Below are 26,009 nucleotides of genomic sequence, written 5' to 3' on the forward strand. Positions count from 1 at the left end.
CGCGGCAACGCTGCCGGGGTGGGGTAGATCCCTTCCAGGTATCCAGTGGGGCACAACTTCACACCACTCACACCTGAAGGTAAAAGCAACGTTGCAGAGACTATGCCTTCAAGTTTCGAAGTCAATAGTCCGATGACTGTGAGCTTTGAGATACAGATCGACACTCAGTGTTCAAGAAGTGAACATAGAGTCAGTGGATCTTGAAAACGGGCTACCGAAGGCGCTGGGAAATGACCTTCGACACACCATCGCCCTGCATGGACACGCCGTACAGCGCGTCGGCGACCTCCATCGTGCGCTTCTGGTGCGTGATCACGATGAGCTGCGAGGCCTCCTGCAGCTCCCGCATGATCCCGATCAGCCGCTGGAGGTTGGTGTCGTCCAGCGCGGCCTCGACCTCGTCCATCACGTAGAACGGGCTCGGCCGGGCCTTGAAGATCGACACGAGCAGCGCGACGGCCGTCAGGGACCGTTCACCGCCCGACAGCAGGGACAGCCGCTTGACCTTCTTGCCCGGCGGACGCGCCTCGACGTCCACGCCCGTGGCGAGCATGTTGCCGGGGTCGGTCAGCACCAGGCGGCCCTCGCCGCCGGGGAACAGCCGGCCGAAGACGCCCTCGAACTCGCGGGCGGTGTCCCGGTATGCCTCGGTGAAGACCTGCTCGACACGCTCGTCGACCTCCTTCACCACCTGGAGGAGGTCGGCGCGGGTCTTCTTCAGGTCCTCCAGCTGCTCACCGAGGAACTGGTGCCGCTCCTCCAGCGCCGCGAACTCCTCCAGCGCCAGCGGGTTGACCTTGCCCAGCTGCTGGTACGCCCGCTCGGCCGCCTTCAGCCGCTTCTCCTGCTCGGCGCGCACGAAGGGGCGCGGCCGGTTACGGGGGTGCTCGGGGTCGTCCGGCAGCTCCTCGCCGTCGGCGGGGGGCGAGGGCGGCACGGGCTGGTGCGGCCCGTACTCCGTCACCAGCCCCTCCGGCTCCACGCCCAGCTCCTCCAGCGCCCTGCTCTCCAGCTGCTCGATGCGCAGCCGCTTCTCGGCGCCGAGCACCTCGCCGCGGTGGACGGAGTCCGTCAGCTTGTCGAGTTCGGCCTTCAGCTCGCGTCCCGCGGTGCGGGCGGCGGTCAGCTCCTCCTCGTGCCGGGCCCTGGCGGTCCCGGCCGCGGCGCGCTCCGCCTCGGCGCGGGTCAGGGACACCTCGACGTGCGCGAGCAGCTGGCGGGCCCCGGAGGCGACCGCTCCCGCGACGGCCGCCTCGTGCCGCAGCCGGGCGCGGCGCTGCTCGGCACGCGCGCGTGCCTCGCGTTCCGCCCGGGCCGCCCGGTCGAGCGAGTCGGCCCGTCCCGCGAGCCCCTTGACCCGCTCCTCGTGCGTACGCACCTGGAGCCGGGCCTCCATCTCGGTCTGACGCGCGTTGGCGCCGTCGGCGGCGAGCCGGTCCCGCACGGCGGTGTCCGGCTCCTCCTCGACCGGCATCTCCTCGGCCACCGCCAGCCGTTCGGCCAGCTCCTCGGCCTCCTGTACGGCCTTCTCCGACGCCTCCTGCGCGCGTGCGGCCGCCGCGGCGGACCGTTCCGCCTCCCCGGCGGCGCCGCGCGCCTGCCCGGCGAGGCGGCCCAGCCGCTGGGCGACCCCCGACTTCTCCCGTTCGGCGGCCCGGCGCCGCTCCCCCAGCTCCTCGACGAGGGCCGCGGCCTGGGCACGCCGCTCGGCCGCGACCCGCTGCTCCTCGGCCAGCTCCGCGCAGCGCACCGCCAGTTCCGCCAGCTCGGCGGCGGCCTCGTCCACGGAGGCCCGCACCTCCAGCAGACTGGGCGCACCGGCCGAACCGCCGTGCGCGAAGTGCGCCGCGAGCAGGTCGCCCTCGGCCGTGACGGCGGTCAGCTCCGGACACGCGTAGACGAGGGCCTCGGCGTCATCCAGGTCGTCCACGACGACGATCCCCCGCAGCAACCGGCGTACGGCGGGCATGAGTTCACCGGGTCCACGGACGAGATCGGCGGCATGAAGCAGCGCGCCGGACCGCGCACCGGACCGGACCGGAACCCCGTGGACAGCACGGCCGGCGGACTCGGTGCGCGAGGCAGGGGGCCCGGCGCTGTGGTCGACGGACTCCGTGGCAGGGCTTACGGACCGGGCGTCAGAGTCGGCGGAGGCAGGGGGCCCGGCGTCAGGGTCGGCGGAGGCGTCGGCACGGCCGGCGGAGGCGTCGGCAGGCAGGAGATCGCCGGGAGCGGGCGAGCCGGCGACGGTGCGGCCCGGGGCGCCGGTCCCGGCAACGGGCGCGTACCCGTCGGCAGGGCCCGGCGCACCGGCACCCTCCCCGCCGGTACGGCCCAGGGCCTCGACCGGGGCAGCGGGCGTGTCCGCGTCACGGGCGCCGGGCTGGCGCACCGGACCGGTCTCCCGGGGGGTCTGGTCTGCGGGGATGGCCCGGAGGGTGTCGTCCGCCGGGGTGGGTGGTGGCGGTGGCTGCTCCGGGGGGCCGGCCAGCAGGAGTGCCGCGCGGCCTCCGTCCTGCTTGCGCAGGAGGCGGAGCGCCTCGGCCGCCGACGCCGGGGTGGTCACGGCGATCGCGTCCGCCGCCACACCGAAGGCGGCGGCGAGGGCGGCCTCGTAGCCGGGGGTCACCGTCAGCAGCTCCGCCGCCGGACCCAGCACTCCGGTCAGCCGGTCCCGTGCCCCGAGCAGTATGCCGGTGCCGTCCTTCCGCCGGAGACCGAGCGCCAGCGCCTCGTGGCGGGCCTGGGTCGCGGCGCGCCGGCGTTCGGCCGCGGTGACCGCCTCGCGGGCCGTGCCCAGGGCGGCCTCCGCCTCCGCGAGCCGCCGCCTCGCCTCCTCGTGCCGCTCGGCGAGGTCCGCGTCGCCGGCGTCGAGGCCGTCGACCTCGGCCTTCAGGGCCTCGTACTCCTCCTGCGCCCGGACCGCGCGTTCCCGCGCCTCGTCGCGGGCCGTGGCCAGCCGGTCGATCTCGGCCTGCGCGGAGGCGGCGCGTGAGCGGGCGGCGCTGACCTGACCGGACAGCCGGGCCAGTCCCTCGCGGCGGTCGGCGATGGCGCGGGCGACGTCCTTCAGCCGGCGCTCCTCCACGGCCAGCTCGCGCTCCAGTTCCGCGCGGTGGGCGACCGTGTCGTCCAGCGCCCGCTGCGCCGCCTCCAGGGCCGCCTCCAGCTCGGCCTCCTGCTCACGGACGCGGGCGGCCTCGCGTTCCAGGTCCTCGGGGTCCCGGCCGCGCCGCTCCTCGGGAGGCACGGAGGTGGCGCTGTGCACGCGGGCGTCGGCCAGCGAGACGGTGCCGCGTACGCGCTCGGCCAGCTGGGACAGCTCGTACCAGGTCTGCTGGGCCCGCTGGAGGCGGGGGGTGAGGCGCCGCACCTCGTCCTCCAGCAGCGCCTCGCGGTGCAGGGCCTTGTTCAGCTCCTGCTCGGCGGTCTCCTTGCGTTCCTTCAGGGCCGCCTCGTCGGCGATCTCGGCGCGCAGGGCTTCTCGCAGGCGGACGAGGTCGTCGGCGAGCAGGCGCAGGCGCGCGTCGCGGAGGTCGGCCTGGATGACGGCGGCCCTGCGCGCGACCGCCGCCTGCCGGCCCAGGGGCTTGAGCTGGCGGCGCAGCTCGTCCGTCAGGTCCTGCACGCGCGCGAGGTTGGCCTGCATCGCGTCCAGTTTGCGGAGCGCCTTCTCCTTGCGCTTGCGGTGTTTGAGGACACCGGCCGCCTCCTCGATGAAGGCGCGGCGGCCCATCGGATCGGCGTGCAGGACGGAGTCGAGCTGGCCCTGGCCGACGATGACGTGCATCTCGCGACCGATGCCGGAGTCGGAGAGGAGTTCCTGGATGTCCAGGAGACGGCAGGTGTCGCCGTTGATCTGGTACTCGCTGCCGCCGTTGCGGAACATGATCCGCGTGATGGTGACCTCGGCGTACTCGATGGGCAGGGCGCCGTCGGAGTTGTCGATGGTCAGGGACACCTCGGCGCGGCCGAGCGGCGGGCGCCCGGTGGTGCCGGCGAAGATGACGTCCTCCATCTTGCCGCCCCGCAGCGACTTGGCGCCCTGCTCGCCCATGACCCAGCTGAGCGCGTCCACGACGTTGGACTTGCCCGAGCCGTTCGGGCCGACGACGCACGTGATCCCGGGTTCGAACCGGAGCGTGGTGGCGGAGGCGAACGACTTGAACCCACGGAGGGTCAGGGCCTTGAGGTGCACGCCGCTGGACTTTACCCGCCGCCGCTATCTCACTCCACGGACACTCGCAACCCCCCGGTTTCGCCATTGAACGGACAGGGCACACCAGACGTTAAGAGGGTGAAAGGATGCACGGGGGAGAAAAGAAAGAAGGGACGCCGAAGCGTCCCTTGCAGTTCCGACGGCTGGGTCGCAGCCGTCCGATCACTGAGCGGTTGATACGGGGCAGCCCGTTCGCTGCTAACGCTGTCGTGGAGCGATGCAGCTGTCAGGTGAGCGCAGGCTCCGCCTGGTGTGCGTCGATGCTCTCCATGATCCTGTCCTGAGAGGCGGCAGCCGACAGCGCTTCGTTCTCGGCCTGGATCCGTACCAACTCGGACTCCAGGTCCTGGACGCGCTGCTGCAACCGTCGCATCTCGGCGAGGAGTCGAGGGTCGGAGCCGCCGACGTAACCGAGAAGCGCCTTTGCCATGATGGATGGTCCTCCACACTGAGTGACCGACCGATGCGGTGTGGGTCGTGAGGGATTCGCACCCGCGGTGCTTGGCACATCCGAGTGTTGCCCTGGTGTTGCTCCATGCCAAACAGCTAAGGTGCGCGGGGCTTTCAGCGTCTCACCAAAAAGTTTGACGGTCAACACGATCACACCCTGTATCGGCGGGCGAACCGGGGCACGCGACCGGGAAACCGGCGGCGCTGTGACTCCTCCGGACCCTCAGGGCGTGGCGACCAGCAGTACCTGCGGAGCCTGCCACGCCGGGCCGTTCTTGGCAACCACCAGGCCGTTTCTGCTTTCTGCGGGCATCTGCGGGGACGCGGTGCGCCCCCGTCCGCGGGTCCGTACGGAACGGGCTCAGCGGATCGCGAAGCCCTCATAACCGCCTCGCGGTGTGTCCCAGATCTCGGTGACGCCGTCCACGCTCCCGGGCGTGTCGTCACCCTGGAGCCAGTCCAGCAGTCCCTCGCAGCGCTCCCGGGTCCCCTCGGCGACCACCTGGACCCGGCCGTCGGCCAGATTGAGAGCAAAACCACTCAGTCCGCCGATCTCCAGCGCCCTGGCGCGCGTGAACCAGCGGAAACCCACACCCTGCACGTGTCCACGGACCCAGGCGACCAGTCGTACTTCCTCACTCATGGCTGCAACCTAACCGGCCGGTGTCGTCCGGGACACGTCGTCCCCCGGCGGCATGAGGTACCGTCCGGACCCAATGAATCGCATGTGAAACTCACTCGATCGAGTGAGTCGGGTGGGTCAGAGGGAGTCACTCGCCACGGAGGCCGCGGCCGGACAGGCGCGCGCCGTGCGGGCACCGGCCGACCGCGAGCACGAGGAAGAGGGCAAGGACATGGGACGCCACCGACGCTCAGCCGCCGGCCGCGCCGCCACAGGCCGCGCCACCGCCGACCGCACGCAGCCGTCCGGCACCGGGGGCGGCGACGCCCGGCACTCGTCCGCGGGGGACCGTCCGGTGCCCATGGGCATCGCCCCGTATCTGAACCCGGAGGCCTACGCCGAGGCCACCGCCAGGGCGCAGGCCTACCTGTTCTCCACGGACGCCGGCCAGGCACCGGCGTCCCCGTCCGGTCACCCGGGCGGCGGCGGATCCACCCCGCCCGGCGGATTCCCCCTGCCCGGCGGCCGGCGCCGCGGCAGGAAAGCCGCGCGGCCGGTGCGTACGGGTCTGCTCGGGGTGTCCGCGGCCGTCGCCCTCGGCACGGTCGCGGTGGCCACGGGTGTGGTGCCGGGCCTGGAGCACTACCAGCTCGGCGGCGGTACGCACACCACCGGCGGGGACCGGGTGCAGGCTGTTGACACGCCGAGCAACACCGCGAGCGAGCAGGGCGGCACCTCGGGCACCGCCGAGAGCCGCGGCCCCGGCACCGCCGCCCCGGGCACCGGGCGCACCCGGTCGCCGAACCCGTCGGCCTCCGCATCTGCCTCCGGCTCCGCATCCACCTCGCCCTCCGCCTCCGGCTCCGCCTCGGCCTCCGCCTCCGCGTCGAAGCCGGCCGCCTCCCACGCTCCGGCCCCGTCGGAGACGGCCGCCGGGAAGCCGGCACCGCGCACGACACCCAGGGCGACACCGTCCACGTCGGCAGAGCCCGGCGGCACCCCGTCGCGTACGGCCACCAAGGCGCCGACGCCGACCGCCGCGCCGGTGACCGTGTCGGCGGAGGCCGCCGCCGCGGCCGAGGTGCTGAAGCTGGTCAACGACGAGCGGGCGAAGGCCGGTTCCAGCCCGCTGTCGGCGAACTCCTCGCTGACCTCACTGGCCGGGGTGTTCAGCGACGACATGGCCGCGCGCGGCTTCTTCGACCACACCGACCCCGACGGCCGTACACCGTGGGACCGGGCCGCGCGGGCCGGCATCACCGACCTCGGCGGCGAGAACATAGCCCGCGGCCAGACCGACGCGGCGGCCGTGGTGCGGGCATGGATGGACAGCCCCGGCCACCGCGCCAACATACTGAACCCCGACTTCAAGACCCTCGGCGTCGGCGTGCACTTCGGTGCGGGCGGCCCGTGGTGGACCCAGGACTTCGGGTACTGAGCCACGGTCCGGACGGTAGCCAACCCATGGCGGGCACGGTCGGCTAACCCATGGTTAGCGCCACCTGTCGGTGGGCGCTGTGCTCACGTACGCTGGTGGGATGAGCGGTACGAACGCCACCACCGGGGACACGACGGGGCACACCGCCGGGGACGGCGCCCCGGACCACGAGGACCTCGCCTACGACGTGTTCGCCAGGGCCTGCCCGTCGCGCGGCACGCTGGAGCACGTCACGGGCCGCTGGGGCGGGCTGACGCTCGGCGCGCTGTACGACAGTTCGCTGCGCTTCAACGAGCTGCGCCGCCGCGTCGACGGGGTGAGCGAGAAGATGCTGTCCCAGACGCTGCACGCGCTGGAGCGCGACGGCCTGGTGCACCGCGAGGCCCAGCCGACCAACCCGCCCCGCGTGGACTACGAACTGACTCCCCTGGGCCGCCGGGTCGCCGAGCGGCTGCTCGCGCTCATCCACTGCGTGGAGGGCGCGATGGACGACGTATTGGCGGCGCGCGCGGCGTACGACGGCCGGCGGCCGGCGTAGCCGCGGGACCTCTCCGCCCGCCGTCGCCCGCGTCCCGGCCGGGGCTCTCAGCCGCGGCCGGGCGCGTCGGCGCGGGGCGCTCGCTGACAGGTGGGGCAGAAGTAGCTGGAGCGGTTCATCCAGGGGCGGCGGCGGATGGGGGTGCCGCAGCGGCGGCAGGGCTCGCCCTCGCGGCCGTACGCGTCCAGGGAGCGGTCGAAGTAGCCCGACTCGCCGTTGACGTTGACGTACAGGCTGTCGAAGCTGGTGCCGCCGACCGCCAGGGCCGCGTTCATCACGTCCCGGACGTGGCCGAGCAGTTCGGCGGTGACCGGGCGGGTGAGGCGGGCCGTCGGGCGTTCGTAGTGGATGCGGGCCCGCCACAGCGCCTCGTCCGCGTAGATGTTGCCGACCCCGCTGATCAGCGACTGGTCCAGCAGGGCCCGTTTGATCGTGGTCCGCTTGCGGCGCAGAGCCTGGTGGAAGGCCTCGTCGTCGAAGAGCGGGTCCAGGGGGTCGCGGGCGATGTGCGCGATGACGTCGGGCAGGCCCTCGGGGGTGTTGTCGTGCAACGACAGCCCGCCGAAGGTGCGCTGGTCGACGAAACGGAGTTCGGTGCCGAGGGAGTCGGCGAACCGGACGCGGACGCGCAGGTGCCTCTCGTCGGGCGCCGTGTGCGGCTGGACCAGCAGCTGGCCGCTCATGCCGAGGTGGGCGAGGACCGACTGGTGCGTCTCCTCCAGCGGCAGCCACAGGTACTTGCCGCGCCGGCGCGGGACGCCGATGTGGTGGCCCTTGAGCCGGTGCGCGAAGTCGTCGGGGCCGGCCACGTGCCGGCGGACCGCACGCGGGTGCAGCACCTCGGTCTCGGCGACGGTGCGGTGGGCGACCCAGCGTTCCAGGCCACGCCGGACGACCTCTACTTCGGGCAGCTCGGGCACGGGGCTCCTCGGGCAGATCTGCGGGCAGCGGCAGCGTAACGCCGTGGACGGACCGAGCGCCCGCCCCGTACAGACGGGACGGGCGCTCGGGTGGTGCTCTGTCAGGCGGTGGCGGACGACGTGTCGTCGTTCTTCACAGCGTTCCCGACGGCCTCCTCGGCCGCCTTGGCACGCTCGTCCGCCGCGGCCCGGATGGACCGCCAGGCGGACTCGGCGGCCTGCTGCTCCGCCTCCTTCTTGCTGCGGCCGGTGCCGGTGCCGTACGAGACGCCTCCGACGCGGGCAGCAGCAGTGAAGATCTTCTCGTGGTCGGGGCCGGTCTCCGTGACCAGGTACTCGGGCACGCCGAGCCCCTCGATCGCGGTCAGCTCCTGCAGGGACGTCTTCCAGTCCAGGCCTGCGCCGAGATTGGACGACTTCTCGATCAGCGGGTCGAAGAGCCGGTGCACCAGCTCGGACGCCGCGTCGAGGCCCTGATCGAGATAGACCGCGCCGATCACCGCTTCCAGGGTGTCGGCGAGAATGGACGCCTTGTCCCGGCCGCCTGTGCCCTCTTCACCACGGCCGAGCCGGATGAAGGCGCCCAGGTCGAGGCCGCGCCCCACCTCCGCCAGCGCACGAGAGTTGACCACCGCGGCCCGCAACTTGGCCAGCTGGCCTTCGGGCAGGTCGGGGTGGATGCGGTACAGCGTGTCCGTGACGACGAGGCCGAGCACGGAGTCCCCGAGGAACTCCAGCCGCTCGTTCGTCGGCAGACCGCCGTTCTCGTACGCATAGGAACGGTGGGTCAGCGCGCGCACCAGAAGGGCGGACTCGAGCCGGTAGCCGAGCCGCCCTTCCAGAAGCGCGTGGGACGAGGCCTGGTTGTCCACTTTTTTCCTGGCGGAACCGTCCGCCTTGGCGTCCTTCTTGGGACTGGACACAGTGCCTCTCACCAGCCCGCTCAGACTTCGAGGACCTGGCGCTTGTTGTAGGTGCCGCAAGACGGGCACGCGATGTGCTGCTGCTTGGGCTCGTGGCAGCGCTCGCACGCAACCAGGGTGGGGACCGCAGCCTTCCACTGCGACCGGCGGTGGCGCGTGTTGCTGCGCGACATCTTCCGCTTCGGAACAGCCACGGCTACTTCTCCTGCTTCTCGTCGACGCGCGCTGATCGAGTCGCGTCGCCGCTCATCTCGTCCTTCTCGCCGTCCGTCGTCGAACCGGCGAGTCCCTGCAAAGCCGCCCAACGGATGTCGACGGCGTCATGGTGGTGGTCCGGGTCGTCCGCGAGCCGCACTCCGCATTCGGAGCACAGGCCCGGGCAGTCGTCCTGGCACACCGGCTGCATCGGCAGTGCGAGCACCACCGCATCACGCAGCACGGCCTCGAGGTCGATCAAACCGTCCTCGATGTAGAGCCTGTCCTCGTCGTCCTCGGCGTCGTCGCCCGGTTCCGCGATCACGCGGCCCCGGTCATCGGCGTCAGGGTACGAGAACATCTCCTGGAAGTCCGCTTCGAGCTCCAGCTCGACCGGCTCCAGACACCTTACGCACTCCCCCTCGGCGGTTGCACGGGCGGTGCCTGTGACAAGCACACCTTCCATGACCGACTCGAGCCGGAGTTCGAGTTCCACCGGGGCGCCCTGCGGCACTCCGATGACCCCCTGGATGCCGAGATCCCTGGGGGCGTCGATCTGGCGGGTGAGGCGCTTGAGCGCGCCCGGACGCCGACCCAGCTCGTGCGTGTCGATCACGAGGGGGTTGCGGTGGTCGAGGCGGGCGTGAGGAGCCATTCCTGCTTTCGATCTGTGAACTCGGAGGGACGCCGCCCGTAGGTGCGCGGGCAGCGCTGATCGCGGACATACACACGACCGAAAAGCCAGGATACTGGACCTTGCGCCCAGGACCCAATCCGGTCCGGCTACAGGCCCCGGCCCTGCTCGTACGCCCTCAGCTGCTCGGCGCTGATCATGCCGGTGTCGAAGAGGCTGGTCTCGTCCAGCGCGTAGCCCTGCTGGGGCTGTTGCTGCTGGGGTTGCTGGGTCTGCTGGGGCTGTTGCGGGTCGTAGCCGGCCTGCTGGGGGTCGTAGGAACCCTGGTAGGCGTAGGGGTCGGCCTGCTGGTAGCCGTAGGGGTCGGGCTGCGGCGCGTACTCCGGCTGGTGCGGGAAACCGGCGTACGGGTCCTGCTGCTGCTCGGCGGGGGCCGCCGCCGCGGGCGCGTAGCCGGGGGACGTGGGGTAGGCGGGCTGCTGCGCGTACGACGGCTCGTGCTGCCGCTGGGCCGCGCGGTCGCTGTCCGCGAGGGCCGTGAGATCGGCGAGGTAGTCCGCGTCGCTGGAGTGCTGGAAGGTCGTGGTGTCGTCGGCGAGGGCACCGAGGTCGTCGGTGGCGATCCGGCCGTGCAGTTTCTGCCGGCCGCGGCCGACGGCCTCCAGGGTCTTGGCGAGGACCGCCTCGAAGGCGCCCAGCTTGGCGTCGACGTAGGCGTCCGCGTTGTGGCGCAGGGTCTGCGGGTCCTGGCTGCGCTCCGGGGCGTCCTCGTCCTCGTAGCCGTTCTCGTCCAGGCCGGGCCCGGTGCCGAGCAGCTTCTCGCGGCCCCGGCCGACCGAGCCGAGGGTCTTGGTGAGGACGACCTCGAAGTTGGCGAGCTTGGAGTCGACGTAGTCGTCGGCCTCGGCGCGGATCTCCTCGGCCTCCTGGCGGGCCTCGGCGAGGATCCGGTCGGCCTCGGCCTGCGAGCGGCGGGCGATCTCGGTGTCGGAGATCAGCGAGCCCCGCTCGGCGTGCGCGTTCCCGATGATCCGCTCGGCCTCCAGCCGGGCCTGCTCGACCATCTGCTCACGGTCGCCGATCAGCTCCTGCGCCTGCGCGAGGGAACCGGGCAGCGCCTGGCGCACCTCTTCGAGCAGCGTGAGCAGTTCGGCGCGGTTGACCACGCAGGACGCCGACATGGGCATGCCCCGGGCGCCGGAGACCGTGGAGACGATCTCGTCGAGCTTCTTCTGCACGTCCACCTGTGCTCGCCACTCTCTACAGCCGGGTTGGAGACGGACGGGAAGACTGTAGTCCCATCAGCCCTTGGCGAGGCGCTCGTTCAGGGCCGCCAGGACCGGGGGCGGCACCAGGTGGGAGACGTCGCCGCCCCAGGCCGCGACCTCCTTGACGAGGGAGGAGGAGAGGAAGCTGTAGGTGGGGTTGGTGGGCACGAACAGCGTTTCGACGCCGGTGAGGCCGATGTTCATCTGCGCCATCTGGAGTTCGTAGTCGAAGTCGCTGACGGCGCGCAGGCCCTTGACGATGGCGGGGATGTCGCGCTGCTTGCAGAAGTCGACGAGGAGGCCGTGGAAGGCCTCCACACGGACGTTGGCGTACTCGGAGGTGACCTGGCGGATCAGCTCGATCCGCTCCTCGATCTCGAACAGGCCCTTCTTGGACTTGTTGATCATCACCGCGACGTAGACCTCGTCGTAGAGACGGGAGGCTCGGGCGATGATGTCGAGGTGTCCGTTGGTGATCGGGTCGAACGACCCGGGACAGACGGCGCGGCGCACTTGTGATCCCTCGCTCTCCGGTCCGGTCATCGTGCGTCTTCGCACGTAGAGGCGGCGCGACCGTACCAAAACGTTCCCTCGCCGTAGCGACGGGACCGGAGCGCCTCGAAGCCGTCCGGCCAGTGGAATTCGCCGCCTCTGGTGCTGCGCTCCACGGTGACGAGGGCTTCGGCGGTGAGCCAGCCCTCCGAGCGGAGTGTGAGCAGGATCTCGCGAAGATCGTCGTCCGTGACGGCGTACGGGGGGTCGAGGAAGACCAGGTCGTACGGCTCGGCGGGGGGCGCGGTCCGGATGACCTGTTCGGCCTTGCCCGTACGCACCTCGGCGCCGGGGAGTCCCAGGCTCCGCACGTTCTCGCGGACCGTTCTCGCGGCGCGGGCGTCCGCCTCGACCAGGAGGGTGTGGCTCGCGCCCCGGGAGAGGGCCTCCAGGCCCACGGCGCCCGAGCCGGCGTAGAGGTCGAGGACGCGTTCGCCGTCCAGGGGGCCGCCGAGGAGGGACTGCCAGGTGGAGAAGAGGCCCTCGCGCGCGCGGTCCGAGGTCGGCCGGGTTCCGGTGCCGGGCGGCACCGAGAGGCGACGGCCGCCGGCCGCGCCGGCGATCACGCGGGTCATGTCGGGAGTCCTTCGTCGTCGGCGGCTTTCGGGATCAGTCTGGCAGGCCCCGCGAACACCCGCCGACCGCCACCGGCGCCACCACGGGTTGGCACGCGTGCGGCGGCGGCGCGAGCCGGTCCGACGGGGCGGCAGCGCGGGGGTACGGGTACTGCGCCGTCGCGGGCCGGCACCGGTACGGCAGCAACGCCACGAGTCGGCACGGTACGGCGTCGTCGCGGGCCGGCACCGGTACGGCGGCGGTGCGAGCCGGTACGGGCGCGGCACACCGTCGCGAACCGGCACCGGTACTGCGCCGCCACGAATCGGCACGGGTACGGCACCGTCGCGGGCGGTACGGGCGCGGCGCCGACGCGGGTTGGTACGGGTACGGCACTGCCACGGGCCGGTAACCGTACTGCGCCGTCGCGGGCCGGCACCGGTACGGGCGGCGTCGCCAGCCGGTACGGGCGCGGCACACCGTCGCGAGCCCGTACCGGTACGGCGCCGCCACGAATCGGCACGGCTACGGCACCGGTACGGCGGCGTCGCGGGCCCGTACGGCTAGCCCTTTTCCAGGTACTGTTCCCGCTCCTCGTCCAGGAGGGCGTCCAGGGCTGTCCGGAGGCCCGGCAGGCGTTCGAGGCCGGGGTCGGCCGCCACGAGTGCCGTGGCCTCCTGCCGTGCCTCGGCGATGACCTCCTCGTCCTCGATGACCGCCAGGACCCGGAGGCTGGAGCGGGCGCCGGACTGGGCCTGGCCGAGGACGTCGCCCTCCCGGCGCTGTTCGAGGTCGATGCGGGAGAGCTCGAAGCCGTCGAGGGTGGACGCGACCGCGTCGAGGCGCTGGCGGGCGGCGGCGGCCTCGGGCATCTCGGTGACCAGGAGGCACAGGCCGGGCGCGGAGCCGCGGCCGACCCGGCCGCGCAGCTGGTGCAGCTGGGAGACGCCGAAGCGGTCGGCGTCCATGATCACCATGGCCGTGGCGTTGGGGACGTTGACGCCGACCTCGATGACGGTGGTGGCGACCAGGACGTCCGTCTCGCCGGCGGCGAAGCGGCGCATCACGGCATCCTTGTCGTCCGGGTGCATGCGGCCGTGCAGGACCTCCACGGCCAGGCCCTGGAGGGGGCCGCGGGCCAGCTCGGCGGCCACGTCCAGGACGGCGAGCGGCGGGCGCTTGTCGGCCTCGTTCTCGCGGGCCTCGGGGGCCTCGGGGGGTTTCTTCCCGCCGCCCTTCTTGGCGCCGGCCGCCTCCTCGTCGTCGCCGATGCGGGGGCAGACGACGTAGGCCTGGTGGCCGCCCGCCACCTCCTCGCGGACGCGTTCCCAGGCGCGGGACAGGAAGTGGGGCTTGTCGGCGGCGGGCACGACATGCGTGGCGATCGGGGAGCGGCCGGCCGGGAGCTGGTCGAGGACCGAGGTCTCCAGGTCGCCGAAGACCGTCATGGCGACCGTGCGCGGGATGGGGGTGGCCGTCATGACGAGGAGGTGCGGGGGCTGCTTGCCCTTGCCGCGCAGGGCGTCGCGCTGTTCCACGCCGAAGCGGTGCTGTTCGTCCACCACGACCAGGCCGAGGTCGTGGAACTGGACCCGGTCCTCGATGAGGGCGTGCGTGCCGATGACGATGCCGGCCTCACCGGTGGCCAGGTCGAGCAGGGCCCGGCGGCGGGCCGCCGTGCCCATGGAGCCGGTGAGCACGACCACCTTGGTGGCCCGGTCGGAGCCGCCCAGCATGCCGCCCTCGGCCAGCTCGCCCATCATCTCGGTGATCGAGCGGTGGTGCTGCTGGGCGAGGACCTCGGTGGGCGCGAGCAGGGCCGCCTGGCCGCCCGCGTCGACCACGGCGAGCATGGCGCGCAGGGCGACCATCGTCTTGCCGCTGCCGACCTCGCCTTGCAGGAGCCGGTGCATCGGGTGGTCGGTGGCGAGGTCGGCGAAGATCTCCTGGGAGACCTTCAGCTGGCCCTCGGTGAGGGTGAAGGGCAGGCGGTCGTCGAAGGCGGCGAGGATGCCGTCCGGCCGGGGGACGCGGGGCACGGCGGCGAGCTGGCTGTCGGCGTGGCGGCGGCGGGCCAGGGCGACCTGGAGGACGAAGGCCTCGTCCCACTTCAGGCGGGCGCGGGCGTCGGCGATGTCGGCCCTGGTGTGCGGGCGGTGGATCTTGAGCAGGGCCTCGGGCAGCGGCAGCAGACCGCGGCCGGCGCGCAGGGCGTCCGGGAGGGGGTCGAGGGCCTCCTGGGCGCTGGGCAGGACCGTCTGCACCGCCTTGCCGATCTTCCAGGACTCCAGTTTGGCGGTGGCCGGATACAGCGGGATGAGGGCGCCGGCCCAGGTCTCGACCGCTTCCTCGCCTTCCTCGCCGTCGCCCCGGAGCAGTTCGTAGGCCGGGTGGGCGAGCTGGAGGCGGCGGTTGAAGACGGAGACCTTGCCGGCGAACAGCGCGCGGGTGCCCGGCAGCAGTTCCTTGTGGGGCTTGTGGACGCCGTTGCCGAAGAAGACCAGCTGGAGCCGGCCGCTGCCGTCGGTGATCGTGACCTCCAGGCGCTGGCCCTTGCCGCGGGGCGCCCTGGCGGAGGCGAAGGTGTGCAGGCGGGCGTCGGCGACCTGGGCGACCACCGTGACGTGCTCGTCCATGGGGAGGTCGGCGAGGTGCGTGAGCTGACCGCGCTCCTCGTACCTGCGCGGGTAGTGGTGGAGGAGGTCGCCGACGGTGTGCAGGCCGAGGTGCTCGGCCATCACCTTCGCGGTGGCGGGGCCGAGCACTGACTTCAGGGGCTGCTTCAGTGGTTCTTCCAGTGCGGGCACGAGATCCATTGCACACCACGGCACTGACAATGCCGTAGCCGCTGCCCCGGGGATTCCTCCCGACACGTCGTACTCGTCCGGGAAACCCCTGGTCAGGTGGGCTGTTCGGCTCTAGGATGGCCCGCTCCGGCCATCCTTCGCGGTCACCGACCCCTCCGGGACCGCCCGACCCCGCGCCGCACGCACTCCCCCTCCGGCGCAGTGACGATGGACTCCCAGACCTCGCAGCCCTCCCAGGCATCCCAGCCGCCCCACCCACCTCACACCTTCCAGGTCGACCTGCGTGGCCTGGTGGACCTGCTCTCCCATCACCTGTACTCCGGCCCGAAGGTCTATCTGCGCGAGCTGCTCCAGAACGCCGTGGACGCCGTCACCGCCCGGCGGGCCGCGGAACCGGACGCCCCGGCGCGGGTCCGGCTGTACGCGGCGGACGGCACGCTGCGGGTGGAGGACAGCGGCGTCGGGCTCACCGAGTCGGACGTGCACAGCCTGCTGGCGACCATCGGCCGCAGCTCCAAGCGGGCCGAGGGCCTCCAGGAGGCGCGGTCGGAGTTCCTCGGCCAGTTCGGCATCGGCCTGCTGGCCTGCTTCGTGGTCGCCGAACGGATCCGGGTGGTCAGCCGCAGCGCCCGCACGCCGCAGGCGCCGCCGGTGGAGTGGACGGCGAGCGACGACGGCTCCTACACCGTGCGCACCCTGCCCGGGGCCGAGCGGCCCGAGCCGGGCACGACCGTGTACCTGACGGCGCGGGCCGGGGCGGCCGAGTGGCTGGCGCCCGAGCGGGTCCTCGCCCTGGCCCGGCACTTCGGCGCGCTGCTGCCGTACGACGTCCGGGTCGGCGACGAGCCGGTCACGGAGCTGCCCGCGCCCTGGGACCGCGCGTATCCCGGTCCCGCCGGCCGGCGGGCGGCGCTGGCCCGGCACTGCCGCGAACTGTTCGGTTTCACCCCGCTGGACTCGATCGACCTGGACGTGCCGCTGGCCGGGATCCGCGGGGTGGCGTACGTGCTGCCGTCGGCGGTCAGCCCGGCCCAGCGGGCGACGCACCGCGTGCACCTGAAGGGCATGCTGCTCACCGAGCGGGCCGAACAGCTGCTGCCGGACTGGGCGTTCTTCGTGCGCTGTGTGCTGGACACCGACAGTCTGCGGCCCACCGCCTCGCGCGAGTCGCTGTACGAGGACGAGACTCTCGCCGCCGTACAGGACGCGCTCGGCGAGCGGATCCGGTCCTGGCTGACCGGGCTCGCCGCCGGTGATCCGGAGCGGCTGGCGGCGTTCCTGGCCGTGCACCACCTGGGCGTGAAGTCCCTGGCCCGGCACGACCGGGACATGCTGCGCACGATGCTGCCGTGGCTGCCGTTCGAGACGACCGACGGGCAGCTGTCCCTGGCGGAGTTCGCGCGCCGGCACCCGGTGGTGCACTTCACCCGGACGGTGGAGGAGTTCCGGCAGGTCGCGCCGATCGCCTCGGCGCAGGGCATCGGGGTCGTCAACGGCGGCTACACGTACGACGGCGAGCTGGTGCAGGCGCTGCCGCAGGTGCTGCCGGGGGCGGTGGTCGCCGAACTGGACGCGGAGACCGTGACCGCGCACCTGGACGCGGTCGACCCGGGTGAGGAGCTGGCGCTGTCCGGGTTCCTGGCCGCCGCGCGGGCCACGCTGGATCCGCTGGGCTGCGACGTCGTCCTCCGGTCGTTCCATCCGCTGTCCGTGCCCGCGCTGCACCTGGACGACCGGGACGCCCGGCACGAGCAGGCCCGCGCGGCGGCCGAGGACCGGGCCGACGACCTGTGGGCGGGCATCCTGGGCTCGCTGCGCGGCAGCGCCCCGCGCGCGCGTCTGGTGCTCAACCATCTCAACCCGCTGGTCCGGCGGATCGCCGCGCTCAGGGACCGGGAGCTGATCGGCACCGCGACCGAGTCGCTGTACGGGCAGGCGCTGCTGATGGCGCAGCGTCCGCTGCGGCCGGCGGACTCGGCGCTGCTGAACCGGGCGTTCATCGGGCTGCTCGCGTGGGCGACCCATGGAGAGGGTGACGGACGATGAGCGGTGTCACGGACCTCGACGCGCTGCGCCGGGAGCTGGCGGAGAACTCCGGGCAGCCGGAGGGCCCGGCCCGCAACGCGCGCGCGGAGGAGCTGCTCGCCGAGGCCGAGCGGCTGGACGTCCCGCTCGCCGTCATCGAGGCGCTCGGGCACCTGCTGAGGGTCTACAACTACAGCTCCGAGAAGGACCGGATGTTCGTCCCGTTCGCGCGGCTGCTGCGCATGTGGGACGAACGGCCCGGGGACTTCGACGAGGACGAGACGCACTCGCTGCACTGGTTCTTCAAGTGGATGTCGGCGGGCATGCTGGACCAGCCGCACATCCCGCTCGCCTCGGTCGAGAAGTGGCTCGGCGAGATGGAGCACCGCTACCGGCTCGCCGGGCACTCCGAACGGGCCGTGCGCAGCGCCGAGTTCAGTGTGGCCGCGCACGTCGGGGACCTCGCGCGCGCGGAGCGGGCTTACGCCGCGTGGCTGGCCGCCGACCGGGACGGGATGGCCGACTGCCACGCCTGCGAGCTGGGGGCGCAGGGCGCCTGGCAGGTGCGGTGCGGCCGGGACGCGCGGGCGCTGGAGCTGTGGCGGCCGGTGCTGGACGGCGAGTTCTCCTGTGCGCACGAGCCGCACACCGTGCTCGCCGCCTCGCTGGGCCCGCTGCTGCGTCTCGGCCGCGTCGAGGAGGCCCGGGCGCACCATCTGCGCGGCTTCCGGCTGGTGCGGCCCATGGAGAGCATGCGCGGCGCGTACGCCGACCATGTGGAGTTCTGCGCGCTGACCGGCAACGAGGCCCGCGCTCTGGAGCTGCTGGCCGAGCGGCCGGCGTACTTCACGGACACCGGGCAGCCGCGCAGCCGGCTGGACTTCCTGGCCGTGGTGACCCTGCTGATGGACCGGCTGACCGGGCTGGGTCTCGGTGAGCGGCAGGTGCCGGGGCCGGCCGGGCGGACCTGGACCGCGCGGGAACTCGCCGGGCACGCGCGCGTGGAGGCGACGGAGCTGGCCGGCCGGTTCGACCGGCGCAACGGCACCTCGTGCGTCGGCGACCGGATCCGCGCGCGGATGGCGCAGCGTCCGCTGGTGGAGCGGCTGCCGCTGGGGGTTCGGGCGGCGCGGCCCGCGACGGCGCCGGTGACCGCCCCTCCCCCGCTCCCCGGAGGGACCACGCGGGAGACGGCCGAGCGGACCGGCGGGCAGACCGCCGAGGAGGCCACGGCGCCCGGGCTGCCCGCCCTGCTCGCCGAGGCGCGGCGGCTGTCGGACACCCTGCGGCCGCACGCGCTCGAGGCGTGGGCGGCGGTGGCACGGGCCGCGCGGGACGGCGCCGCGCTGGAACCGCGCGACCGCGCGGAGATCGCCGACCACGAGGCGATGGCCCTCGGGGCGGAGGGCATCGCCCTGTTCGAGCGGGCGGCGGAGCTGTACGCCGAGGCGGGCGACCCCGGCGAGGCGCTGGCGGCACGCGCGCGCGGGGCGTACGTCCGCGCGCTGGCGGGCGAGGTGGACGCGGCCCTGGACACCGTCACGGGCCTGTACGACGAGGTGCTCGCGCTGTACGCCGACGAGGGCACCGGCGTACGGCAGACCGCGTCGGTGGTGATGAGCCGGGCGCGGATCCTGATGCGGCGGGTGCACGAGAGCGCCGGAGGTGTCGGTGCGGGCACCGGCGAGGACGCCGTCGCGGACGCCGAGGCGGCCGTAGGGGAGGTCCTGGCGCTCGTCGAGGGGCACGGCGGTGACGACGTGCGGCCGGCCGCGCGGGCCGCGGAGGCGCGGGCGATGCTCGCCGAACTGGCCGGGCTCCGCGGGGACGCCGGGCGGGCGGCGGAGCTGTTCCGGCGGGCCTCCGGCGCGTACGTGGCCGCCGGGCTCCCGTGGTTCGCGGTGGAGTACGAGGCGCAGGTCGCCGCGCTGGCCCACCATGCCGGTGACCTGGACGAGACCGAACGGGCGCTGCGGGCAGCCCTGGAGCACGGCGGACCGTACCTGGAGCCGGTCGGCCGGGCTCAGCTGCACCTCCAGCTCGCCGAGGTCCTCGGCGGCCGGGACGCGGCCGGTGAGGCGGCCGAGCACGCGCTGGAGGCCGCGCACTGGGCCGACGAGGCCGGCGAGAGCGGCACGCTGGGCGCCTGGGCGCGGCAGCAGCTGGGCGGCTTCCTGCTGCGCGAGGCCCGGTACGCGGAGGCCGCCGAGGTGCTGGAGTCCGCGCTGGCCGACCTGCGTGCCGAGACGCACGGCGACGGGGCGGTCGTCCAGACCCGGTGGTGGCTCGGGGACTGCCTGGGCGAGCTGGGCGAACACCGGGCCGCGGCGGAACACCGGCTCAAGGCCGCCGACATCGCCCGGCACTGGCCCGAGCAGCAGGACCACGCCACGCTCGCCCACCTCGCCGCCGAGTCCCTCGGCGCCGCCGGCCTGGCGGACGAGGCGGACCGGGCCTACGTGCGCGCGGGCGACCTGTGGCGGGCGCTCGGCAACGCGCCGTTCCTGGTCCGCGCGCTGCGGGCCCGCGCCTGGCTGGCGCTGCGCGGCGAGTTTGGTGCGCGGGACGCCCGCGCGCTGATGGCGCAGGCGGTGCGGGAGTGCGAGGCGGCACTGGCGGCGGCGGCCCCGGCGGACCGGGTGGAGCTGACCGACGAACTCGGCGGGACCCACCGGCAGTTCGCGGAGCTGCTGGCCCGCTCGGCGTCCGAGGAGGCCGAGGATCCGGCGATCCGGGCCGCTTTCGAGGCGGCGCTGGAGCAGATGACCCGGGCCGCGGTGGTGTTCGGCGCGCTCGGCGCGGCGGGGCTGCACAGCCGTACCGGCGCGGAATTGGGCGCCGGCTGGCTGGAGGCGGACCTGAACCGTCCGGCGCGGGCGGCGGCACACGCGCGTGCCGTGCTCGCGGCGTACGAGGGCGCCGACGACACCGACGAGACCGTCCGGGCCCGGCGGACGGAGGCGGCACAGATGCTGGAGGCGGCCCGGGACGAGGGCGGCGAGGAGCCACCGGACCCACCACCCGCCCTGCGGACCTGAGCCACTCCACACCGCAGGAGCAACCAGCCGACGTGCGCACCGGCCGCACCGCGGGGGTGCGTCGTCCGGCGCGACGGCGGCAAGGAGCCCAGCTGACGCCCCCCGCAGGGCAGCGGGGCCGAGCCACCCCCCGGACGAAAGGAACCGAGGAGCCGACAGGCACACCGGCCGCACCACGGGGCCGAGCCACCCCGCGCGAAGGGGCCGAGGAGCCGACGGGGACACCACCGGTCCCACAGGCCTGAGCCACTCCACGCCGGAGGAGCAAGAAGCGCACCGCGGGGGTGCGTCGTCCGGCGCGACGGCGGCAAGGAGCCCACCGGACGCCCCCCGCAGGGCAGCCGGGCAGCCGGGCCGAGTCAGCCCCGAGCGAAAGCGGCCGCGGAGCCGACGGGGGCAACGGCCGGACAGCGGGATTGCGTCACCCACGCCGGAGGAGCAAGAAGCGCACCGCGGGGGTGCGTCGTCCGGCGCGACGGCGGCAAGGAGCCCACCGGACGCCCCCAGCCGGGCAGCCGGGGCGAGTCAGCCCCGAGCGAAAGCGGCCGCGGAGTCGAGGAGCCGACGGGGGCAACGGCCGGGCAGCGGGGGTGCGTCACCCACGCCGGGGGAGCAAGCCGCCGACGTGCGCACCCGGACGGGCCGTGGTGTCGAGCCACGCGAGGAGCCCGTCGCGGGGGGCCTCATTCCACGCCGATGAGCAGCAGTGCGCCCTGTCGGCCGCCCCGGTACACCACCGTGTCCACGGCCAGGTAGGAGTCCCGTACCCGGGCCTCCAGGTGGGCGGCGACCGTCTCGGACGCCTCCTCGCCGACGACCAGGGTGACCAGTTCGCCGCCGGCCTGGAGCATGCGGTCCAGGACGGTCCCGGCGGTGGCCGTGACGTCGTCGCCGATCACCGCCACGTCGCCGTCGATCAGGCCCAGCACGTCGCCGGCCTGGCAGATGCCGGCCGTCGTCCACGACCGGTGCTCGGCGACGACGACCTCCGCGTACCGGGTGGCGCCCGCGGCGGAGGTCATCTGGACCACGTCCTCGTCGAAGCGGCGCTCCGGCTCGTGCACCGCGAGCGCGGCGATGCCCTGGACCGCCGAGCGGGTCGGGATCAGGGCGACCCGGATGCCCTCGGCGCGGGCCTGCTCGGCCGCCGCGGCGGCGGTGTGGCGCAGCTCGGCGTCGTTGGGCAGCAGCACGACCTCGCGCGCGTGGGCCCGGCGTACCGCCTGCACCAGCTCGCCGCTGGCGGGCGGCTCCCCGGGGCGCGCGAGGACGGTGGTCGCGCCGGCCTCGGCGTACAGCCCGGCCAGTCCCTCGCCCGGTACGACGGCGACGACGGCCCGCTGGGCGGGCTCACGCGGCGGGCGCCCGCGGCCGGTGCGCACGTCGGCGGCCCCGAAGTGGGTGATCCGGATCCGGTGGGGCCGCCCGGCCTCCACGCCGGCCTCCACGGCGGCGCCCGCGTCGTCCACGTGCACATGGACGTTCCACAGCCCGTCGCCGCCGACCACGACCAGGGAGTCCCCGAGGGTGTCGAGCCGGGCGCGCAGCCGGGCCACGGCCGCGTCGCCGGCCTCCAGCAGATAGATCACCTCGAACGCGGGCCCGGACACCGGCTCGGGCCCGCCCCCTTCGCCCCCGTCGGCGCACCGCCCGGCACCGGGAACACCGTCCACGCACGCGTGGGCACCGGATTCCGCCCCTTCCGGGCACGGGCCCGCGCCGGGAACGACCTCCGCGCGCGCGTGGGTGGTGGCCTCGGGCTGCCTGGGGGTTTCTCGTACCGGCTCCCCGGTGCACGCCTCCACCAGGGCTCCCAGCACGGCCACGAGGCCCCGGCCGCCCGCGTCGACCACGCCGGCCCGCTCCAGGACGGCCAGCTGGCCCGGAGTGGCCGCCAGGGCCGCCCGCGCACCCTGGTAGGCGGCGCGCGCGACGCTCCCGCAGTCGCCCTCGGCCCCCTCCGCGGCGTCGGCGGCGGCCGAGGCGACCGTCAGCACCGTGCCCTCCACGGGGTGGGCCACGGCCTGCCGGGCGGAGTCGGCGGCCCGGCGCAGGGCGAGCCGCAGTTCGGCACCGTCGCCGCGGGACGCGTGCCCGTTCCCGGCGAGCACCTGTGCCATGCCCCGCAGCAGCTGCGCGAGGATCGTCCCGGAGTTGCCGCGGGCCCCGATGAGCGCCCCGTGGGCCATGGCGTGGACGGCGTCGGCCAGTGAGGGGTCCCCGGAGCCGGTCGCGTACCCGGTGAACACGGCCTCCACGGCCGTCGCCGCCGACTCGAGTGTCAGATACAGGTTGGTCCCGGTGTCGCCGTCGGCCACCGGGTAGACGTTGATCGCGTCGATCTCCTCGCGGGCCTGCCCGAGCGCGCGCAGCGCCAGACCGCACCAGGTGCGCACCGCGAGAGCATCGAAGAACGTCTGCGGCACCTGCGCCACCTGCGCCTCCCTGAGCTGGCTGGACGTGGACGCAGCGTAGACCCCGCGGCGGTGGCCTCCGGCGGGAGGCCGGGAGCGGGGGCCCGAGCTGTCATGGTAGTTTCGCTGTACGGACGCAGTCGTTGTATGCTGCTCCGGTTGCCCGATCCGATCGGGCCATTCCCCCTGGCAGCGCCACTCAGATCACAGGTCGTACGATCTCGATCCCGGCATGCCGGGATCAACCGTAAGTGCATCTGAAGTCTTTGGAGTGACCCGTGGCTGCCAACTGCGACGTCTGCGGCAAGGGCCCGGGCTTCGGCAACAACATCTCGCATTCGCACCGCCGTACGCCCCGTCGCTGGAACCCCAACATCCAGCGTGTGCGTACCGTGGTCGGCGGGACGCCGAAGCGCGTGAACGCTTGCACCTCGTGCATCAAGGCCGGCAAGGTCTCGCGCTGACGCTACAGCTGAGCGCGCGGCCACTGCCTGGTTCGTGCACTGAGCCGGTCCACCTCCGGGTGGGCCGGCTTTTTGCCGTACCCGCGGGGTGACGCCGCCGCCCGCCGGGGACGGCGCCGTCCGCCCGGTCTCAGGGAGTGTCCCGCCCCAGCGCCCACCCGTGGTCCACGGGCCCGATCCCGGCGCCCAGGGAGAACCCGGCGGCGATCGCCCCGGTGACGTACTCCTTGGCCGCCGTGACCGCCTCCGGCACGGACCGCCCCTTCGCCAGGCCGCACGCGATCGCGGAGGCGAGGGTGCAGCCGGTGCCGTGGGTGTGCCGGTTGTCGTGGCGCGGTGCCCGCAGCAGGTGTTCGGCACGGCCGTCGGTCAGCAGGTCCACGGCCTGGTCCGTGTCCGCCAGGTGCCCGCCCTTGATCAGCACCCACCGCGGCCCGTACTCCAGCACGGCCGCCGCGGCCCGCCGCAGGTCGGCCTCCGACCCGACCCGCACCCCGGTGAGCTGCGTCACCTCGTCCAGGTTCGGGGTGGCCACGGTCGCCGCCGGCAGCAGCTTCGTCCGCACGGCGTCCAGTGCGGACGCGGCCAGCAGCGGGTCGCCGTGCTTGGAGACGCCGACCGGGTCCACCACGGCCGGAGCGTCCGTACCGGCGATCAACTCGGCGACCTCCTCGACCAGTTCGGCCGAGGACAGCATGCCGGTCTTGACGGCCTGGACGCCGATGTCGTCCACGACACTGCGGTACTGGGCCCGTACCGCCGCCACGGGCAGCTCCCAGACCCCCTGCACGCCCAGGGAGTTCTGCGCGGTCACCGCGGTGAGCACGCTCATCCCGTGCACGCCGAGCGCCAGCATCGTCTTCAGGTCGGCCTGGATGCCCGCGCCCCCGCCGGAGTCCGACCCCGCCACCGTCAGCACGCGGGGGATCATGACTCGATGTCCCCGAAGTGGTCCCAGCCGCCCTTGCTGGTCCAGGGGGCCCCGTCGACGGTCACCTGGGGCAGCGCGGAGGGGTTGAGGACCTCGCCGATGACCGTCCAGCGGGCCGGAAGCTTGGTGTCCGCAGGGAAGGTCGCCACGATCGCGTGATCCTCTCCCCCGCTGAGCACCCACTGGAGCGGGTCGACGCCGACGGCCTGCCCGATGTCGTTCATCTGCGTCGGGATGTCGATGGCGCCGGAACGGATGTCGATCCGGACCTTGCTGGCCTCGGCGATGTGCCCGAGGTCGGCGATCAGGCCGTCGCTGACGTCGCACATCGCGGTGGCGCCGAGCCCGGCGGCGGCCGGGCCCGCGTGGTACGGCGGCTCGGGACGCCGGTGGGCCTCCACGAAGGCGCGGGGCGAGCGGAAGCCCCGGGAGAGCACCGCGTAGCCGGCCGCGGACCAGCCCAGCCAGCCCGTGACGGCCACGAGGTCGCCGGGCTGGGCACCCGCGCGGGTGACCGGCTCATGGTTGCGCAGATCGCCGAGCGCGGTGATCGCCACCGTGATCGTGTCGCCGCGTACGACGTCCCCGCCGACCACGGCGGCGCCGGCGACCTGGCACTCGTCGCGCAGGCCGTCCATCAGCTCGCTGGGCCAGGCGACCGGCAGTTCGGCCGGGACGACCAGGCCGAGGAGCAGCGCGGTCGGTACGGCGCCCATCGCGGCGATGTCCGCGAGGTTCTGCGCGGCGGCCTTGCGGCCGACGTCGTAGGCCGTGGACCAGTCGCGGCGGAAGTGCCGCCCCTCCAGCAGGATGTCGGTGCTCGCCACGACCCGGCGGTCCGGTGCGGCGACCACCGCGGCGTCGTCGCCGGGGCCGACCCGGACCGCCGGGGTGGTGGTGAGACGGGAGGTGAGCTCCCTGATGAGCCCGAACTCCCCGAGCTCACCAACAGTGCCCTTCATGTCCCTTGCTCCCCTTCTCTCCCTTGCCGTGCCCGGTCGCGCGTCTTCAGTGTCCCCGATACGGTCGAGGTGACCGCCGCCGCGGTCGGCACGGCCGCCGGGAACGGCCGTGGTGAGCGTCGCTCCGCGGTCCGGGTGACCGTCAACGTCCGTCGGGCCTGCACCCTGGCGCGCAAGCCCGGTTCCCGCGCATCTCCCCGCGGGGAGCGGCGACGCGGTACCGTGGCGTTCCTTTTCCCCACATGATCCTCGTGGCCGCTCTGGAGGTTCCGTGGTACAGGCGTACATCCTGATCCAGACGGAGGTCGGCAAGGCGTCGACCGTCGCCGAGACGATCAGCAAGATCCCCGGAGTGATCCAGGCCGAGGACGTGACAGGACCGTACGACGTCATCGTGCGCGCCCGGTCCGAGACGGTCGACGACCTCGGACGCATGGTGGTCGCGAAGATCCAGCAGGTGGACGGCATCACGCGCACCCTGACCTGTCCGGTCGTGCATCTCTAGCCCCCGTCTACGCTTGGCCGGTGAACATCTTCCGTCACCGGCCTCTCGCCCTGCTCGCGCCCGCCCTGCTGCTCGCGGCCGCGGCCTGTACCCCGGCGGACGACAGCACCACGGTCGCGGTTCCCACCCCCGACGCGAAGACCGCCCCGGTGTGCCGGGACCTGGACCGGGTGCTGCCCCGGAAGGTGAACGGGCAGACCCGCGCCGACCCCGAGCCCCGGTCCGTCTACACGGCGGGCTGGGGAAGCCCGGCGATCATACTGCGCTGCGGCATCGTCCGGCCGCCGAAGATGATCGACCCGAAGGTGGCGCTGGGCGACGACCCCGACGCGATGGGCGGCGGGGTCAACGGCGTCGACTGGCTGATGGAGAAGGAGAGCGACGGCACCTGGCGGTTCACCACGTCCGAGCGCCGTGCCTACGTGCAGGTGACGCTGCCGAAGAAGTGGTCCGGGCCCGACGACAGCGCACAGGTCCTCATGGATCTGGCGCCGGCGGTGAAGAAGGCGATCCCGGAGGGGCTCGCCTCCATGCGGGGCTGAGCCGGCC

The 26,009-nt window shown here is 73.6% G+C and carries 21 protein-coding genes; 7 read left to right on the top strand and 14 right to left on the bottom strand.

Annotated features, from left to right (window positions below):
- Nucleotides 1-211: 211 nt before the first annotated feature.
- The 3 genes from ABZ117_RS19965 to ABZ117_RS19975 all read right to left on the bottom strand — a co-directional run bounded on the left by ABZ117_RS19965 (nt 212) and on the right by ABZ117_RS19975 (nt 5,312).
- Nucleotides 212-4,198, bottom strand: coding sequence for an AAA family ATPase (locus ABZ117_RS19965; RefSeq protein ID WP_356822490.1), 3,987 nt, complete (start codon nt 4,196-4,198; stop codon nt 212-214).
- Between the two features lie 247 nt (nt 4,199-4,445).
- On the bottom strand, nt 4,446-4,649 hold the full coding sequence (locus ABZ117_RS19970) for a hypothetical protein (RefSeq protein ID WP_031167290.1): 204 nt from the start codon (nt 4,647-4,649) through the stop codon (nt 4,446-4,448).
- 381 nt (nt 4,650-5,030) lie between these two features.
- Nucleotides 5,031-5,312 carry an acylphosphatase gene (locus ABZ117_RS19975; protein ID WP_356822492.1) on the bottom strand — a complete coding sequence of 94 codons (282 nt, stop codon included), beginning with the start codon at nt 5,310-5,312 and terminating at the stop codon, nt 5,031-5,033.
- 211 nt (nt 5,313-5,523) lie between these two features.
- On the opposite strand from ABZ117_RS19975, the gene ABZ117_RS19980 reads away from it, so the two are divergent.
- Complete coding sequence (locus ABZ117_RS19980; RefSeq protein ID WP_356822570.1) at nt 5,524-6,729, top strand: CAP domain-containing protein; 1,206 nt, start codon at nt 5,524-5,526, stop codon at nt 6,727-6,729.
- A gap of 100 nt (nt 6,730-6,829) precedes the next feature.
- Nucleotides 6,830-7,267: a helix-turn-helix domain-containing protein gene (locus ABZ117_RS19985; protein WP_356822494.1), complete on the top strand. Its 438-nt coding sequence runs from the start codon at nt 6,830-6,832 to the stop codon at nt 7,265-7,267.
- A gap of 47 nt (nt 7,268-7,314) precedes the next feature.
- Here the strand turns inward: ABZ117_RS19985 and mutM are convergent, their stop codons facing one another.
- From mutM to recG, 8 genes are all read right to left on the bottom strand, one after another.
- Nucleotides 7,315-8,187 carry a bifunctional DNA-formamidopyrimidine glycosylase/DNA-(apurinic or apyrimidinic site) lyase gene (gene mutM / locus ABZ117_RS19990; protein WP_356822496.1) on the bottom strand — a complete coding sequence of 291 codons (873 nt, stop codon included), beginning with the start codon at nt 8,185-8,187 and terminating at the stop codon, nt 7,315-7,317.
- Between the two features lie 101 nt (nt 8,188-8,288).
- On the bottom strand, nt 8,289-9,122 hold the full coding sequence (rnc, locus tag ABZ117_RS19995; RefSeq protein WP_356822498.1) for a ribonuclease III: 834 nt from the start codon (nt 9,120-9,122) through the stop codon (nt 8,289-8,291).
- A gap of 8 nt (nt 9,123-9,130) precedes the next feature.
- Nucleotides 9,131-9,304 carry a 50S ribosomal protein L32 gene (gene rpmF / locus ABZ117_RS20000; RefSeq protein WP_003951102.1) on the bottom strand — a complete coding sequence of 58 codons (174 nt, stop codon included), beginning with the start codon at nt 9,302-9,304 and terminating at the stop codon, nt 9,131-9,133.
- Nucleotides 9,305-9,306: 2 nt separating this feature from the next.
- Nucleotides 9,307-9,960: a YceD family protein gene (locus ABZ117_RS20005; protein ID WP_356822500.1), complete on the bottom strand. Its 654-nt coding sequence runs from the start codon at nt 9,958-9,960 to the stop codon at nt 9,307-9,309.
- A 128-nt stretch (nt 9,961-10,088) separates the two neighbouring features.
- Nucleotides 10,089-11,183, bottom strand: coding sequence for an ATP synthase F0 subunit B (locus tag ABZ117_RS20010; RefSeq protein WP_356822502.1), 1,095 nt, complete (start codon nt 11,181-11,183; stop codon nt 10,089-10,091).
- 57 nt (nt 11,184-11,240) lie between these two features.
- Nucleotides 11,241-11,720, bottom strand: coding sequence for a pantetheine-phosphate adenylyltransferase (coaD, locus tag ABZ117_RS20015; protein ID WP_356822572.1), 480 nt, complete (start codon nt 11,718-11,720; stop codon nt 11,241-11,243).
- Between the two features lie 26 nt (nt 11,721-11,746).
- A complete protein-coding gene (gene rsmD / locus ABZ117_RS20020) occupies nt 11,747-12,334 on the bottom strand; it encodes a 16S rRNA (guanine(966)-N(2))-methyltransferase RsmD (protein WP_356822504.1) in 588 nt (195 codons plus the stop codon).
- Nucleotides 12,335-12,877: 543 nt separating this feature from the next.
- Nucleotides 12,878-15,130 (bottom strand): ATP-dependent DNA helicase RecG, encoded by a 2,253-nt coding sequence (gene recG / locus ABZ117_RS20025; RefSeq protein ID WP_356822505.1) that lies wholly within the window; start codon nt 15,128-15,130, stop codon nt 12,878-12,880.
- 198 nt (nt 15,131-15,328) lie between these two features.
- Here recG and ABZ117_RS20030 point away from each other — a divergent pair, with 198 nt between their 5' ends.
- The gene (locus ABZ117_RS20030; protein WP_356822507.1) at nt 15,329-17,167 is read left to right on the top strand and encodes an HSP90 family protein; all 1,839 of its coding nucleotides are present in this window, start codon (nt 15,329-15,331) and stop codon (nt 17,165-17,167) included.
- Nucleotides 17,164-20,184: a tetratricopeptide repeat protein gene (locus tag ABZ117_RS20035; protein WP_356822509.1), complete on the top strand. Its 3,021-nt coding sequence runs from the start codon at nt 17,164-17,166 to the stop codon at nt 20,182-20,184. Before ABZ117_RS20030 ends, ABZ117_RS20035 begins: the two co-directional genes overlap by 4 nt.
- A 683-nt stretch (nt 20,185-20,867) precedes the next feature.
- On the opposite strand, the gene ABZ117_RS20040 is transcribed toward ABZ117_RS20035, so the two are convergent.
- On the bottom strand, nt 20,868-22,619 hold the full coding sequence (locus tag ABZ117_RS20040; protein ID WP_356822510.1) for a DAK2 domain-containing protein: 1,752 nt from the start codon (nt 22,617-22,619) through the stop codon (nt 20,868-20,870).
- 257 nt (nt 22,620-22,876) lie between these two features.
- Between ABZ117_RS20040 and rpmB the strand changes: the two genes are divergently transcribed.
- Complete coding sequence (gene rpmB, locus ABZ117_RS20045) at nt 22,877-23,062, top strand: 50S ribosomal protein L28 (RefSeq protein WP_004924906.1); 186 nt, start codon at nt 22,877-22,879, stop codon at nt 23,060-23,062.
- A gap of 130 nt (nt 23,063-23,192) precedes the next feature.
- Here the strand turns inward: rpmB and thiD are convergent, their stop codons facing one another.
- Nucleotides 23,193-23,993 carry a bifunctional hydroxymethylpyrimidine kinase/phosphomethylpyrimidine kinase gene (gene thiD / locus ABZ117_RS20050; protein WP_356822512.1) on the bottom strand — a complete coding sequence of 267 codons (801 nt, stop codon included), beginning with the start codon at nt 23,991-23,993 and terminating at the stop codon, nt 23,193-23,195.
- Nucleotides 23,990-24,955: a thiamine-phosphate kinase gene (locus ABZ117_RS20055; protein WP_356822514.1), complete on the bottom strand. Its 966-nt coding sequence runs from the start codon at nt 24,953-24,955 to the stop codon at nt 23,990-23,992. The genes thiD and ABZ117_RS20055 overlap by 4 nt, the downstream gene beginning before the upstream one ends.
- A gap of 271 nt (nt 24,956-25,226) precedes the next feature.
- Here ABZ117_RS20055 and ABZ117_RS20060 point away from each other — a divergent pair, with 271 nt between their 5' ends.
- Nucleotides 25,227-25,460 carry an Lrp/AsnC ligand binding domain-containing protein gene (locus ABZ117_RS20060; protein ID WP_121786712.1) on the top strand — a complete coding sequence of 78 codons (234 nt, stop codon included), beginning with the start codon at nt 25,227-25,229 and terminating at the stop codon, nt 25,458-25,460.
- A 20-nt stretch (nt 25,461-25,480) separates the two neighbouring features.
- Complete coding sequence (locus ABZ117_RS20065; RefSeq protein WP_356822516.1) at nt 25,481-26,002, top strand: DUF3515 domain-containing protein; 522 nt, start codon at nt 25,481-25,483, stop codon at nt 26,000-26,002.
- Nucleotides 26,003-26,009 lie beyond the last annotated feature (7 nt).

This window comes from Streptomyces sp. NPDC006309 (assembly GCF_040613095.1).
Lineage (GTDB): Bacteria > Actinomycetota > Actinomycetes > Streptomycetales > Streptomycetaceae > Streptomyces.

Excerpts from the sequence above, each read along its gene's own strand:
- ABZ117_RS19970 (WP_031167290.1), bottom strand. The coding sequence starts at position 4,649 with ATGGCAAAGGCGCTTCTCGGTTACGTCGGCGGCTCCGACCCTCGACTC.
- ABZ117_RS19975 (WP_356822492.1), bottom strand. The coding sequence starts at position 5,312 with ATGAGTGAGGAAGTACGACTGGTCGCCTGGGTCCGTGGACACGTGCAG.
- ABZ117_RS19980 (WP_356822570.1), top strand. The coding sequence starts at position 5,524 with ATGGGACGCCACCGACGCTCAGCCGCCGGCCGCGCCGCCACAGGCCGC.
- ABZ117_RS19985 (WP_356822494.1), top strand. The coding sequence starts at position 6,830 with ATGAGCGGTACGAACGCCACCACCGGGGACACGACGGGGCACACCGCC.
- ABZ117_RS20005 (WP_356822500.1), bottom strand. The coding sequence starts at position 9,960 with ATGGCTCCTCACGCCCGCCTCGACCACCGCAACCCCCTCGTGATCGAC.
- rsmD (WP_356822504.1), bottom strand. The coding sequence starts at position 12,334 with ATGACCCGCGTGATCGCCGGCGCGGCCGGCGGCCGTCGCCTCTCGGTG.
- recG (WP_356822505.1), bottom strand. The coding sequence starts at position 15,130 with ATGGATCTCGTGCCCGCACTGGAAGAACCACTGAAGCAGCCCCTGAAG.
- ABZ117_RS20030 (WP_356822507.1), top strand. The coding sequence starts at position 15,329 with ATGGACTCCCAGACCTCGCAGCCCTCCCAGGCATCCCAGCCGCCCCAC.
- ABZ117_RS20035 (WP_356822509.1), top strand. The coding sequence starts at position 17,164 with ATGAGCGGTGTCACGGACCTCGACGCGCTGCGCCGGGAGCTGGCGGAG.
- thiD (WP_356822512.1), bottom strand. The coding sequence starts at position 23,993 with ATGATCCCCCGCGTGCTGACGGTGGCGGGGTCGGACTCCGGCGGGGGC.
- ABZ117_RS20055 (WP_356822514.1), bottom strand. The coding sequence starts at position 24,955 with ATGAAGGGCACTGTTGGTGAGCTCGGGGAGTTCGGGCTCATCAGGGAG.